Annotated in this window: 14 protein-coding genes and 1 pseudogene; 11 read left to right on the forward strand and 4 right to left on the reverse strand. The window is 70.3% G+C overall.

The window, feature by feature from the left end; all coding sequences use genetic code 11:
- Window positions 1-139 precede the first annotated feature (139 nt).
- From ACIQMX_RS41255 to ACIQMX_RS41300, 10 genes are all read left to right on the forward strand, one after another.
- Window positions 140-1039, forward strand: coding sequence for an alpha/beta fold hydrolase (locus ACIQMX_RS41255; protein ID WP_402486558.1), 900 nt, complete (start codon window positions 140-142; stop codon window positions 1037-1039).
- Window positions 981-1520 (forward strand): hypothetical protein, encoded by a 540-nt coding sequence (locus ACIQMX_RS41260; protein WP_402486561.1) that lies wholly within the window; start codon window positions 981-983, stop codon window positions 1518-1520. Before ACIQMX_RS41255 ends, ACIQMX_RS41260 begins: the two co-directional genes overlap by 59 nt.
- The gene (locus tag ACIQMX_RS41265; protein ID WP_402486564.1) at window positions 1517-2266 is read left to right on the forward strand and encodes a hypothetical protein; all 750 of its coding nucleotides are present in this window, start codon (window positions 1517-1519) and stop codon (window positions 2264-2266) included. The genes ACIQMX_RS41260 and ACIQMX_RS41265 overlap by 4 nt, the downstream gene beginning before the upstream one ends.
- Before the next feature lie 118 nt (window positions 2267-2384).
- Window positions 2385-3107, forward strand: a complete 723-nt coding sequence (gene trpA, locus ACIQMX_RS41270; RefSeq protein WP_402486566.1) for a tryptophan synthase subunit alpha — start codon at window positions 2385-2387, stop codon at window positions 3105-3107.
- 97 nt (window positions 3108-3204) lie between these two features.
- Entirely contained in the window at window positions 3205-4068 is an 864-nt protein-coding gene (locus ACIQMX_RS41275; protein WP_402486569.1) for a hypothetical protein, read from the forward strand.
- The gene (locus ACIQMX_RS41280; protein ID WP_402486572.1) at window positions 4065-5309 is read left to right on the forward strand and encodes a DNA cytosine methyltransferase; all 1245 of its coding nucleotides are present in this window, start codon (window positions 4065-4067) and stop codon (window positions 5307-5309) included. The genes ACIQMX_RS41275 and ACIQMX_RS41280 overlap by 4 nt, the downstream gene beginning before the upstream one ends.
- Window positions 5309-6442, forward strand: a complete 1134-nt coding sequence (locus ACIQMX_RS41285; RefSeq protein WP_402486575.1) for a DnaB-like helicase N-terminal domain-containing protein — start codon at window positions 5309-5311, stop codon at window positions 6440-6442. Before ACIQMX_RS41280 ends, ACIQMX_RS41285 begins: the two co-directional genes overlap by 1 nt.
- A gap of 166 nt (window positions 6443-6608) precedes the next feature.
- Complete coding sequence (locus ACIQMX_RS41290) at window positions 6609-7877, forward strand: DUF317 domain-containing protein (protein ID WP_402486578.1); 1269 nt, start codon at window positions 6609-6611, stop codon at window positions 7875-7877.
- Between the two features lie 202 nt (window positions 7878-8079).
- Window positions 8080-8334, forward strand: a complete 255-nt coding sequence (locus tag ACIQMX_RS41295; protein WP_402486581.1) for a hypothetical protein — start codon at window positions 8080-8082, stop codon at window positions 8332-8334.
- A 344-nt stretch (window positions 8335-8678) separates the two neighbouring features.
- Window positions 8679-9005, forward strand: coding sequence for a plasmid stabilization protein (locus ACIQMX_RS41300; RefSeq protein WP_402486584.1), 327 nt, complete (start codon window positions 8679-8681; stop codon window positions 9003-9005).
- A 120-nt stretch (window positions 9006-9125) separates the two neighbouring features.
- On the opposite strand, the gene ACIQMX_RS41305 is transcribed toward ACIQMX_RS41300, so the two are convergent.
- Window positions 9126-10091, reverse strand: coding sequence for an LLM class F420-dependent oxidoreductase (locus ACIQMX_RS41305; protein ID WP_402486587.1), 966 nt, complete (start codon window positions 10089-10091; stop codon window positions 9126-9128).
- A gap of 127 nt (window positions 10092-10218) precedes the next feature.
- Here ACIQMX_RS41305 and ACIQMX_RS41310 point away from each other — a divergent pair, with 127 nt between their 5' ends.
- Window positions 10219-10593, forward strand: a complete 375-nt coding sequence (locus ACIQMX_RS41310; RefSeq protein ID WP_402486590.1) for a VOC family protein — start codon at window positions 10219-10221, stop codon at window positions 10591-10593.
- A 13-nt stretch (window positions 10594-10606) separates the two neighbouring features.
- Here ACIQMX_RS41310 and ACIQMX_RS41315 read toward each other — a convergent pair whose 3' ends face one another.
- The 3 genes and pseudogenes from ACIQMX_RS41315 to ACIQMX_RS41325 all read right to left on the reverse strand — a co-directional run bounded on the left by ACIQMX_RS41315 (window position 10607) and on the right by ACIQMX_RS41325 (window position 12963).
- Window positions 10607-11275 carry an HAD family hydrolase gene (locus ACIQMX_RS41315; protein WP_402486592.1) on the reverse strand — a complete coding sequence of 223 codons (669 nt, stop codon included), beginning with the start codon at window positions 11273-11275 and terminating at the stop codon, window positions 10607-10609.
- Between the two features lie 34 nt (window positions 11276-11309).
- The gene (locus ACIQMX_RS41320) at window positions 11310-11846 is read right to left on the reverse strand and encodes an isochorismatase family cysteine hydrolase (RefSeq protein WP_402486600.1); all 537 of its coding nucleotides are present in this window, start codon (window positions 11844-11846) and stop codon (window positions 11310-11312) included.
- Window positions 11847-11926: 80 nt separating this feature from the next.
- Window positions 11927-12963 (reverse strand): annotated as a pseudogene (locus tag ACIQMX_RS41325) (NAD-dependent epimerase/dehydratase family protein).
- Between the last annotated feature and the right edge of the window lie 172 nt (window positions 12964-13135).

A 13135-nucleotide genomic window follows, 5' to 3' on the forward strand; every position in this document is an offset into this window, starting at 1 on the left:
ACGCAGCGCCGCCGGATGGCCCTCTACTTCAACGCTGCCAAGCCCGATACCTGCCCCCTGCCCGAGGAACCCTGTCATCAGTCCGATTCCGAACCGCCCTGCCGGCACCCGACGTGTGCGCCTGTCCGACGGAGCGGAGGTGTCCGCCTATGTCGACGGGTCGTCCGACGCGCCTGTCACAGCCGTCCTGGTCCACGGGCTGTCCGTCACCGCCGACCTGTGGCGCCTACACACGCCTCACCTCACCGCTCAGGGCATGCGAGTCGTGCGCTACGACCAGCGCGCCCATGGCCGATCCACCCGGGGGACGGCACCCATAACCCTGGATCAGCTCGCCACCGACCTGGCCCACATCGTCCAGGAGCTTGCCCCGCACGGTCCGCTGGTCCTGGCCGGCCACTCGATGGGCGGCATGATCCTGCAGACGCTCACCACACTGCGTCCCGATCTGCGCCCCCGCATCCATGGGCTCCTGCTGATCTCCACGCCCGACGGACCCGTCGCTACACGCTCGCAGGCCGGGGCACGCAACCGATTGGTCGGCTTCGGCCGCGACCTCCTCGCAGGCGCCTGCACCCGCGCCCCCGCAGCCGTGGACGCGGTCCGCCACCGTCTGCCGCGCTCCAGCCCGTGGGCCCTGAGCACCACCGGCACACCACCCGAGACCAACACGCCTCCTCTGGCGTGCCGGCGTGGCCTGCACCATGCCGCGACCCGTGACGTAGCCGCCTTCTGGCACGCGCTCGCGGCCAGCGGGCCTCGTCCCGTCGAGGGACTGCGGAGCCTCGGGCCACGTCTGACGCTCCTGGCGGGCGCAGGTGACACCCACGTGCCTGCCGGCCACACCCGCGCCCTGGCCGCACGCATCCCCGAGGCCCACTTCGCCCTGGTCAAGGACGCCACCCACGCACTGCCCGTCCGGCATCCCGACCTGATCGTCGAGGGCCTCACCCGCTACGCCACCGCAGCCACCCCTGCCCTTGACCCTGACCCTGACCCAGCACCGGAGACATTCGATCCGCCCCTACGAACCCATTGACCTGGACGGCCTCGACCCGCTCGCCGCAGTGGACGCCGTCATCACGGACGTGCACGAATTCCGCATCCCCGGCGACGCCAACGGACTGTTCACCGCGACTCGGCACGTCAGCCTGCTCTGCCACCTCGCAGCCCGCATGGCCGCCGAGACCGAATACGCGCTCGTGCCCAGCGTGAAGAAGTCACCCACCGCCGCCACCTTGGCCCAGACCGCAGGGCACCTCGGCCGTGCCATCGCCCACTACACCCAAGCCCTCGCCCCCCTCGTCGCACTCACCACGCGCGGTACGCAGAGCGCGATTCAGGAACACGTCAGCGGGCTCGTGCACCACAGCCGGCTCCGTCGGCACCTGGAGGGGAGCGCCGAGGCTCTGACTGCCGCCCGTGACTGTCTGCACGGCAGCAGTCGGCCCACCCCAACCCGCACCCCCATACCCCCGCACACGCCTTCCGCAAGCACACACACCCGGCCCCGCGCATGACACAGCCGCCTGCCGACACCCTCCTGTTCGATGTGCCCGTTCCCGTGCCCCCTGTCGAACAGCTCCTGCTGCTCGCCGGGAGGTACACACGCCACAACGACGCGCTCGACCTCGCCCTCGCCTCCCCCACCGACCCCGATCCGCAGACGCATGCTGCCTCTGCACGACAGCTGGCATCCGAAACGAGCGCCGCGATCACCGCGGTCCTCGACCAGCAACCCGGCCCCGATCTGAGCGACGCCCTGGTCAGGCTCAACCAACTCGCCTACCTCAGTGCTCAGTCCGCCGGCCACAACGCACACATGGCCCGCGAACTGACCGCCCTGGCAGCCCAGGACATCGTCACCTGCGCGTCACACATCGCCCAGGAGCCAGACCGTGGCCGCTCCGGCACCTCTGCCCCGCCGGCCGAACGGCTGAATCCCACACACCGCGCCGCGCTGCACGACATCGCCCGAGGACGCGCCGTGGTCACCGAATCCATGGGGCGGCAGTACGTCAATAACCGCGGACCCCGCATCTTGATCAGCACACTGCGGCATCTGGAATCCAACGGCCTCGTCGATCGCGCGGAAGGCTCGGCCGCGCCCGCGTTCAAGGGCGGACCGCCCCTGGACCGCCTCCGCCTCACCCCCGCGGGGATGACAGCCGTCGCCTCCTTCATCGGACTTCCACCGGCCGGTTCAACCGCACCGACCCGCGTGGTCCCCCCGTCCCCCGCCCAGTCGCCCTCCCGAGGCCGCTGACGACCGCGAGCCGCACCGTCCGCGCCCCACCCCGAAGGGACGCCCCTGCCAAGGAATCACCCTGCCCGTCTCTGACCCCCTCTCCTGCGTCCTCGCCCGCCCCGCTTGCCAGTTGGGTGTGTTCGTTCCTGCCGGCGCCCATACCGCTACGGCCGAACGCCGTCGCCTCGACGCCCTCGCACGGGCGGGCGCCGACCTGTTCGAGATTGGCCTCGCACACGACGATGCGGTCCTCGACGGCCCCGTCATCCAGTCCGCCTACCGCCGCGCCCTGCGGCGCGGGCACGTCCTGGACCGCGCTCTGCGCGCGGTCGAGCACGCGGCCAGCCTCCGCCCGACCGTCCTGATGACGTACTGGGATCCCGTCGCCCGCCACGGCCCCGAGCGCCTGGCCCACCGGTTCGCTGACGCCGGCGCCGCCGGAATCATGGTCGTCGACCTCCCCGACGACGCGGCCCGAACGTGGCAGCACACCGCCGCCGCAGCAGGGCTCACCGCTCCTCGTCTCGCCCCTCGCACAGCAACCGACCAGGAACTCGAAGCGATCGAGCAGACCGCGTCCGGTTGGCTGTACGCCCCCGCCAGCACCGCTCCCACCGGGTACCGCGGCCCCCTCGACCTTGCCGCACTGGCCGCCGCCGTGCAGCGTGTGCGCGCCACCGGCCCGCTGCCCATCGTGGCCGGGATCGGAATCTCAACCCCGGACCTCGCCGCCTCCGTGGCACCACTCGTGGATGCCGTCGTCATCGGCACGCCCGTCGTACGAGCCCTCCAACGCCCCGACGCCGCAACTGCGACCGTCGCCGCCTTCGCCGGGGCGCTCGGCGTGCCGCAGCAGTGACCGGGCCCTCCCCAACCTCCCGTCGGAAGGAATTTCCATCACCCCGAACCGGGCGTTCCGTGCCATCTCCCTCGGTGCCGGAGTCCAGTCCAGCGCCATGCTCGCTCTCTCTGCGGAAGGCATCCTCCCGAAAGTCGATTACGCCATATTCGCCGACACGGGCTGGGAGCCGCGCGCCGTATATGCACACCTCGACCGAATCGAAAGGGAGATCGCCGCACCGGCTGCAATACCCGTCCTGCGGGTAACTTCCGGAAACATCAGAAACGACGCACTCGACCCTGAACACCGCTTCGCTTCCATGCCGCTGTACATCCTGAACAAGGACGGAAAGCAAGGCATGACCCGACGCCAATGCACCGGCGAATATAAGATAAAGCCAATAAAGAAAAAGGTCCGCGAGCTTCTCGGCTATCCCTATCCGCAACGGATCCCGAAGGGCGTATTCGTTGAGCAGTGGGTCGGTATCTCCACAGATGAGTTCCACCGCGCCAAGGACGCCGACGTGCGCTACATGCGCAACGTCCACCCCCTCATCGATATGGGCTGGTCGCGTAGCGACTGCACCCGGTATCTGACGTCACTCGGGCTCGCGGACACTCCGAAATCGAGTTGCCTCGGCTGTCCCTTCCACGGGAACGCTCAGTGGCGCCAGATCCGCGACACCAACCCGGATGAATGGCAGGACGTAGTGGAGTTCGACGCCGCTATACGGCAGGGCAACGCGCGAGCCAACGCCACCGGGAACAAGCTCCTCGGCCAGGCATTCCTTCACCGCTCACGAGTGCCCCTCAGCGAGGCACCGATCGACCACGTCACCGCCGCGGAAAGGGCCGCCCTCCAGAGCGGCTCGGCCGACGCAGACGAACTGGAGAACGGCGAGCCGGACGGCTGCTCGCCCTGGGCCTGCCGCGGCGACACCGCGATCCCGGAGCAGAGCGAGTTCGGACTGGCCACGTGATACTCGACCTCTTCGCCGGGCCCGGCGGCTGGAGCAGGGCACTGCATGTCCTCGGCGCGCGAGATGTTGGCCTGGAATGGGACCAATGGGCATGCAAGACCCGTGCCGCATCGGGTCAGTTGACCATCCGCACCGATGTGGCGATGTATCCGACGTCGCCCTTCATCGGCCGGACCCGCGGCGTGATCGCCTCCCCGCCGTGTCAGGCGTGGAGCATGGCCGGCAAGCGCCTCGGCCTGGTCGACCAACCGCTGGTCCACGCCGCAGTCCAGGACCTCGCCGTCGGGCACGACACCCGCGAGCGCCTCCTCGCCGCGTGCCGCGACGAGCGTTCCCTGCTCGCAGCCGAGCCGATGCGCTACCTGCATGCCCTGAACACCGTTGGCGAGCCCGACTGGGTCGCCATGGAAGAGGTACCGGACGTTCTGCCGCTGTGGAAGCAGTACGCGGCCGTCCTGCGCACATGGGGCTTCTCCGTCTGGTGCGGAATCCTCAACTCGGCTGACTTCGGCGTTCCGCAGACCCGGAGGCGGGCCATCCTCCTGGCTTCCCGCGTTCGCAGCGCGCAGCCCCCCACACCCACCCACTCCCAACTCGCCGAGCCGGAATCCCTGTTCGGCCCGGGACGTGATCGCTGGGTCAGCATGGCCGAGACCCTGGGATGGGGTGCGACCGACCGCCCCGTGCCCACCGTCTGCGCGGGCGGCGGACCAGGAGGCGGCCCCGAACCCTTCCCGTCAGGCTCACGCAAGACTTTGTCCGACGCCCGGGAACGCGGCACCTGGATGCCCCGGCCAGACGTGGCCGCCCTCAAACCCGGTCGCCAAGAGGCCGGACGGGCGGCCCGGCACGGCGCACCCGAAGCCCGGGCTACCGAAGCTGTGCGCTGGTCCTGGTCTCTGCGCAGCAACAACCAGGCCAACGCCACCGTCCGTCCGCTCTCCGAGCCGGCCGGCACGCTGTTCTTCGGGCACCGCGCGAACGAATGCGTCTGGGTCGCCGAGGCCGCCTCGGCCCCGTCCACTGACACCGATACGCATACGGTTCCCGAGCCGATCCGAATCACCGCCCGCGAGGCCGGCCTCCTGCAGACCTTCCCCGCCAACTACCCCTGGGCCGGAAACAAGAGCCAGCAGTTCTCCCAGATCGGCAATGCCGTGCCCCCGTTGCTCGCCGGCCACCTTCTCGCCCCGCACCTTGGGGTCACCCTCAATCCCGACGACTTCACCCTGGCCGCCTGATGCCCACCGCCCCCGAGCCCGAGCCCGAGCCCGGCGAGGACGATCTCCACGCACTTGCGCCGCCGCCGCAGCCGGTGTTCCACGTCGAGCAGGCCCTCCTCGGCGCTCTCCTCCTGGATCCGCACCGTCTCGGCGACGTGCCCGGCATCGGAGCCGACTCGTTCTCCACCGCCGCGCACGCCGCTCTGTTCAGCGCGATCAGCACCCTGCCGCCACCCGACCCCGACGAGCACGCGAAAAACACCAAGTGGCTCGACCACGTGCTCACCACGGCACGCGGGAAGGCGCGCGCACTGACCGCCCCGTACCTGCACACGCTCGTACAGGTCTGCCCCTGGCCCCGCCACGCCCCGGCCTATGCGCGGATGGTCGAGGCCGAACACGCCCGCCGCCGACTACACAGGGCCGCCGAACATCTCGTCCAGACCGTCAACGACGCCTCCCTCCCGTACCCCGTCCAGCCGGCCCTCGACAAGGCCGACGCGCTCGCCGCGCTCGTGGACGACATCGCGAGCCGCTTCCCGCCACGCGCCGGCGTCCTGCCCCGCACCCCAGCACCGCCACCAGCCACCCCACCCGACCAGACCGAGGCGATCGAGGAGGAGCAGCTGCTGCTCGCGACCGCCACCGCTCACCCCGCTGACATCGTGTCCATCGGCTGGCTGCTTCCCGACGACCTCACTCTGCCGCTGCACGCCGGCCTGTGGCAGTGCCTGACCGCCCTCGCCCGTCGCGATGAGCCCATCGACCCCGTCACCGTCCTGTGGGAGGCCCAGCAGCGCGGCCTGCTCGACGCTGGCGACGAACCGCGTGAGGTGCTCCGCCTGCTGGCAGAACCGGCCGGTTCCGTGGAGTACTGGGCCGAGCGCGCCCTGCAGCGATCCCTCCTGTCCACCGCCGAGCACACCGGCCGGCACATCGGGGCATACGCCGACGACCCGGCGAACACCCCCTTCCAACTCGTCGTCGGCGCCCGCCGCTCCCTCGCCGACATCAATGCCATCCGTACCCGCTGGCAGCACGCCACCGGAGCCACCCCGCCACAGCGGCGGCGACCAGCGGCCACCACCCGCGCCGGTCCGCCGACCACCACGGTCGCGTACGCCGCCCGGCCCACACGAGCAACCCGTTAGCCCACGCGCACGCCGAAGGCCGCACACGAAGGCCCTGCCATCGGCAGAAGAGACGAGACCCCCCACGACTCCCGCCATCGACGCCCACGTCCGCCTCGATACCCACCCCACTCACCCAAGCGCCGTTCAGGCCGTACTGACCGGCACGCAGTCCCGCCTCGCCCTCATGGCTCTGGAAGCTGCCGGCTGGAGCGTCGCCCCAACCAACGTCCTGGTCCTGGCCCGCATCGATCACGAGGAGCCCTACTGGGCCGCCGACGCAGCCAAGCACCTGATCGCCGAAGGCATCCAGGTCGATACCACCCCTCGGCTCAGCGAAGCCATGGATAAGGGGTGGACCTGGACGAACTATCCGATGCCGTGGTGCACTCCCAGCGAGATCCGTGAGCTCTCCAACGCGGCGCAGAAGATCCACGACGACATCCGCCACGGCCAGCTTTACATCCACGCTCACGCCCAAGACAGGCAGACGACCGTCGCGGTCGGTACCTACCTCGGCCCCAACGGCAAGTCCGTCCACCTCCGCAGCGAGGACCACCTGCGCCAGGTCACCGTCACCTACGATTCACCCGCCCGGGCCCTGCTCGCGTTCGAGGAGGGACACGGCGAGACGATGCGCCCCGGCCCGGCACCCCTGACCGACACCGAACGCGCTGCCATCGAAGCGCTCTCCGTCTTCAACGTCACCACGGCCAGGCCCGAACCGGCCCCGCCGGAGCCGGAAACCGTCCCCGTCTACCTGGCCGACGGCGGCGACCACGACGCCCTCCTCGACGGCTTCCTCGACGCGCACGGTGAGTTCGCGAAGTGGCGGACCTGGTCGGGTGCGACGACGCACGCCGTCCACGAGTCCCAGACCCTGCGTATCGAGCTCATCCACGAAACCGAGGCCCTGGAGACCGCGTGGACCATCGCCGCCTACGAGACACCCGTCTCCGACCGCATGTGGGTCCTCACCGCTACCAGTGCCACTCCCGCCCCCGTACTGCAGGAACTGCTGGACCACCTCGCCAACGGCGAGGGCTGGGACACCGCCATCGGATCCCCGGTCGACGAGAAGAAGGTCACCGCGGCCACGCAGCCGCTCTCCGACGCAGGGTGGAAGCACACCGTGGACGGACGCTGGATCCGCTGGACATCCCCCGCCGGATTCGCTGGCGTCCGCTTCGACGCCTTCACCGCCCAGCACCCCAGCCAGAACCTGGCCACCTGGACCATCTGGGCCGGACCCGACCCGGACCGGCCCACCTGGACCATCACCGCGTCCCCGCACACCCCCAGCTCCCTGCTGTCCGACCTCTCCGAAACCCTCGCCCACGAAACCGGACTTCGCCGCCCCCAGAGCGCGGACACCGGACCCAGGACGAGCCTCATCGCCAGCCCACCGGCCATGCCGGCGGTCGCGGCCGGCCCCGCCAGCAGCCGTTCACGCTGATCATCGGCGCCCAGGAGCGGGGCTACATAGCGCGGGATCGCCGGTTGGCCAACCCGGCGATCCCGCGCACCATTGATGGTTCACCGCCACGTCCCACCCGCACGTCGAGAGGCATCACCCCGCGACCACGAAGCAGCCACGGCCCTGAGGCGGGCGGGCAATCACGCCGCCGCGTGGAGCGGCGATCAAACTGACCGACGACATGGCGCTCGAACAGCTGATGGTCACCTGCTCGGCCGACCTCTCCTACAAGTACAGCCTGTACGGGGAGTTCCCCACACTCGCGGCGTACTTGCGGGGCGAATGCGGTGCCGGCGAGGTGGCGAACGCCACGTATCTTGACGAGGCGGGCAGGCTGCGCCACGCCTCGGCGAAGAGCGGCGCGGTCCGGTCCATGGTTCGCGCCCTGTCGTACGACCTGGTCCAGGGCGTGGCCTACCTTCCGGAACACATCTAGCCGGTCCTGCTCTCGGAGGGCTGTTACTGGGGAAAGTGCCGCGCCGCACACGTGTCACCTCACCTTGGAGCAGTCCCGTCGGCGGTCGATGGTCCGGCGTCGCACTGGACCCGCTACCCGAAGTCTGCGAGTTCATCGGCTGACATCACGGTGACTGCCCCCGATCAGCCCTGCGCTTCCCGTCGGCCAGGCGTACGGGCCGCCTGGTTTTCACCCGAGCGCGCGCCGCGGTGGGCGTACCCCCCGGGGCGGTGGCATGTTTCGGGCGTAGCCCCCCCGGCAACCCGGTTGGTGACCCCGGGCCGGCCCCGAAGGCCGGGGGCGAGGACGAGGAGGACAGCGTCATGCCAGCAGGATCCAGCCCCAAGCGTGAGCGTCAGTACGAACACGTGAAGGAGAGCGCACAGAAGCGCGGCACGTCCGAGAAGCGTGCCAAGGAAATCGCCGCTCGCACCGTGAACAAGGAGCGTGCTCGCTCGGGTGAGTCGAGGACGGCGAGCAAGTCGTCCACGCGCGACCCCAAGTCCGCCTCCGAGCGCGGCGGCCAGCGCTCGCACCAGGGCGCGCAGGGCCGCACCAAGGACCAGCTATACGAAGAGGCGAAGAAGAAGAACATTGAGGGCCGCTCCAAGATGAACAAGGAGCAGCTTCAGAAGGCCGTCGGCCGCTGAACCACCGGGGCACGCCGGGACCGGGGCGATGGCGTGCTCCCCAACGGCTTCGGCAGCGGGAAGTGGCGTGCGCTCGTACCGCCCGGCTTGCGGGCCAGGTGACGCGTTTGCGTACGTGTGTCACATGGCGCGCAGCGCGGGCAGGAGCTTTTCCTGCGCCCAGTCGATGAACGGTTTCTGGTGGCTGCCCCCGATCTGTACGAGGGCGACCTCGGTGAACCCCGCGTCGACGAAGGGGCGCACCGCTTCGACGAACCGGCCGATGTCGTCGCCGCAGGGTACTGCCTGGGCGATGTCGTCGGGCCGGACGTGCTGGGTGGCCTGGTCGAAGGCGGAGGGGCCCGGCAGCTCCGAGTTGACCTTCCAGCCGCCGACCGACCAGCGGAACTGGTCGTGGGCCCGCTTTACGGCCGCGTCGCGGTCGGTGTCGTAGCAGACGGGCAGCTGGCCGACGCTCGGCTTCCCGCCTCCGCCGTGCCGTTCGAAGCTGGTCAGAAGCTCCGCCTTGGGCTCGGTGGCGATCACCAGATCCGCGTGCCGGCCGGCGATCTCGCACGACCGGTCGCCGGAGACGGCGATGCCGAGGGGAACGGCCACGTCGGGCAGGTCCCACAGCTTGGCGTTGTCCACGTCGAAGTGGGTGCCGTGGTGGGTGACGTAGCCGCCGTCGAGGAGCGCCTTGATGATCTCCACCGCTTCTTCGAGTTTTTCCAGCCGTACCCGGGCGTCCGGCCAGCCTCCGCCCACCACGTGTTCGTTCAGGCTCTCGCCGGACCCCAGCCCGAGCCGGAACCGCCCTTCGGAGAGCAGTTGCAGAGTGGCGGCCTTCTGCGCCACCACGGCGGGGTGGTAGCGGGTGGTCGGGCAGGTCACGTAGGTCATCAGGGGGATGCGGGTCGTGGCCTGCGCGGCGGCGCCCAGGACGCTCCAGGCGTACGAGGCGTGCCCCTGAGACTTCAGCCAGGGGAAGTAGTGGTCGGAGGTCACGGAGAAGTCGAAGCCGGCCTCCTCGGCCGCCACCACGTCCTCGACGAGGGCCCTCGGTCCCGACTGCTCGGTCATCATCGTGTATCCGAATTGCACCATATGGAATGGGTTACCGATCCCTGGAGGTCGAAACGTAGGGCTCGCCGGATCATGTTTCCTCTGAGCCGGGCGCGGAACCCTGGAAGGGACATCCGCACACCCGCGCACACAGAAAGCGAGGAACGACATGGCTGTCGCGACCTTCTGCCTGGTTGCCATCGACTGCCCGGACCCAGCGGCGCTCGCCGGGTTCTACCAGGGGGTGCTGGGCGGGGAGGTGACGCACGACAGCGACCGCTGGTTCGAACTCCATGTACCCGGCGGGGCGCGCCTCGCCTTTCAGCTGGCCCCCGGGTACCGGGCGCCCGAGTGGCCGCGTGACGACCGGAACTCGCAGCAGGAGCACCTGGACTTCAAGGTTCGGGACATGGAGGCCGCCCAGCGCGAGGTGCTCGCCCTGGGGGCCACGCCGCTCGACCTCGACGACGACGGCGGCAAGCGTGACTTCCGTGTCTTCGCGGACCCGGCCGGGCATCCGTTCTGCCTCTGCTACGGCGGTTAGGGACGCGAGGCCGCTACGGGCTCATACGGGCGATCACGCCGGTGTCCAGGCGGGCCAGGAGAGCCGACGGTGAGGCGTGGACCTCCACGGCTCCGGCGGCCTCCAGGTCCGCCCGGGGGATGCCGCCCGACAGGAGGCCCACGGCGGGCACCAAGGCCCTGGCCGCCGCCTCCATGTCCCAGACGGAGTCGCCGATGTACACGGTCTCCTCGCTGGTGGCGCCGGCGATCTCCATCGCGTGGCGGATCGGGTCCGGGGCGGGCTTCCCCTCGTCCACGTCGTCGGAACTCGCTGTTCCCGAGATGACGTCGTCGGCGTCGAGCGCGCGCCGTAGGGCCCCGAGCTCCGAGCCGGAGGCGGAGGTGGCCAGGACGATCGTCCAGCCCCGGCCGGCCAGGGCGCGCAGCAGATCCGCCGCGCCCTCCAGCGGGGGCAGGCGTTCGAAGTAGGTGGCGTACAGGGCGGAGTGCGTGGCACTGATCCCCGCGTCCTGTTCCCGTTCCCGGCCGGGCCCCAGCAGGTGGTCGATGAGGTCGTCCGAGCCGAGGCCGACGGCACGGTGGATCGCGGGCATCGCAACCGTGTGACCGGCCTGGTGGAAGGCCTCCCACCACGCGGTCACGTGCAGGTAGTTGGTGTCGACAAGGGTGCCGTCCACGTCGAACAGTGCGGCGCGCGTCATGGGGGTCCTTTCGTGCCGGCGTGGCCCGCCGGCGTCACAGGTCGATCTCTTCGGCGGCGCACACCCGGGCGCCCATGTTGCGCTCCGTCATCCGCAGGGCGGCATCGGCCAGGTCCTCATGGATGTGGGCCACACCGTCGCGGGCGATGGTCAGGCCCATGTGGCGGATGTGCGCGTCGAGCGCGGAGTAGAGGATGCACTGCTCGGTCACCTGACCGGTCAGGACGAGGTGGTCCACGTCCAGCTGGTGGAACAGGTACGGAAGGGGTGTCTCGTAGAAGATGGAGTGCCTGGCCTTGACGACGAAGAGCGAGTTGTCATCGGGCCGCAGCGGTTCGACGAGGTCGGGGCGGGCGCCCGCCATGGCCGCCTCCACGATCTCGCCGTGATGTGAGCGCCAGTCGCCGAAATTGTCGTTGGCATAGATCACCAGCGAACCGCTCTCCCGGGCCGCCCTCAGCATGCGTGCGATGACCGGCACGACCCGCTCGGCGGACGGAAGGAGCCGGTCCGCGTCCGCGTGGTCGTACGGGTTGATCATGTCGATGACGATCACGGCCTTGCGGGACATGGTTGTCATGCTGGCACCGCCCGGCCGGCGCGGCGAGCTGTCGGCCCGCAGGCGTCGTCCGCGGGCCCGCCCCGCGCCCATCACGCCCACCGGCTGCCGGCCAGCGGGGCGGTCTCCTCACCCTTCCCCCGGACGGCACCGCGCAGGAACGCCGTCAGCGCGTCGGACGCCGAATACCGCGGCTGCCAGCCCAGCTCCTCGCGGGCCCGTGCGCAGTCCATGACGGGGAGGCGCAGCACCGCGTCGAAGAGGTGGGGCGAGGCAGGGACCGCCCGTGCGTGCCAGGCGCTCGCCAAGGCGCCGCGTACCAGCGGGAGGGGGGCGCGCACTACTCGCGCATGAGGAGTTCACCGAGGGTGCGGGCGTCGGTGACGGTGTCGGCGGCGAGGTTGAAGGGCCCGCGTACGTCTCCGATGACGGCGAGCCGATACGCCTCGGCCGCATCGTCCGTGTGCAGCACCTGGAACCGCAGCCCCTGGAGATCGGGCACGAAGGGCAGCAGGTCGGGGCGGAGCAGCACACCGGGCAGGTACTTCCCGCCGAAGATGCGCCGCTGCTCGGAAGCCGCGGCCTCCTTGAACAGGAAGCCGGGCCGCATGCGCACCACCCGGATCTGCGGGTGGCGCAGCTCGAAGGTGTCCAGGACCCGTTCCAGGTAGGCCTTCTCCCGGCAGTAGGCGGCATCGGGCCAGCCATGGGTGGGCCACTGCTCGTCGACCCCCGGCTCCCGCTTGGGGCCGGGCGAGTAGGCGCCTACGGACGAGGCGTGGACCAGGGTGGGGACGCCCGCTGTGCGCACGGCGTCGAAGACCCGCAGGGAGCCCTCGACGTTGCTGCGCCAGGTGACGACGGGGTCATGAGTCGGCTGGAAACGCCAGGCCAGGTGCACGACGGCGTCCGCGCCCGCCAGCAGGGAGGCGATCCTCTTGGCGCTGTCCAGGCGGGAGAGGTCCACCCTGCCCCACTCGACGCCGGGGAGGGTGAGATCGGGCAGCCGCCGGGCCAGGCCGAGGACCGATCCCACGTCCGGATCTTGCGACAGGGCCCGGGCCAGGCTCGTGCCCACGTTTCCGGTCGCGCCCGTGACGACGACGCGCAGCCCGCTCGATGCATTCACCGTGGCCCCTTCCCTTGCGTTCCTTTGCGTTCTCTGGCGTTCCTTTGCGTTCCCCTGCGGCACTCCCCGGCCGTCACGGCCGCAGGAGCGTCTTGACCATCCCGTCAGCCTTCTGCTGGAAGGTCTTGTACGCCATCGGGGCCTCCTCCAGGGACAGACGGTGCGTGGCGAA

The sequence above is a fragment of the Streptomyces sp. NPDC091416 genome (assembly GCF_044756845.1).
Classification (GTDB): domain Bacteria; phylum Actinomycetota; class Actinomycetes; order Streptomycetales; family Streptomycetaceae; genus Streptomyces.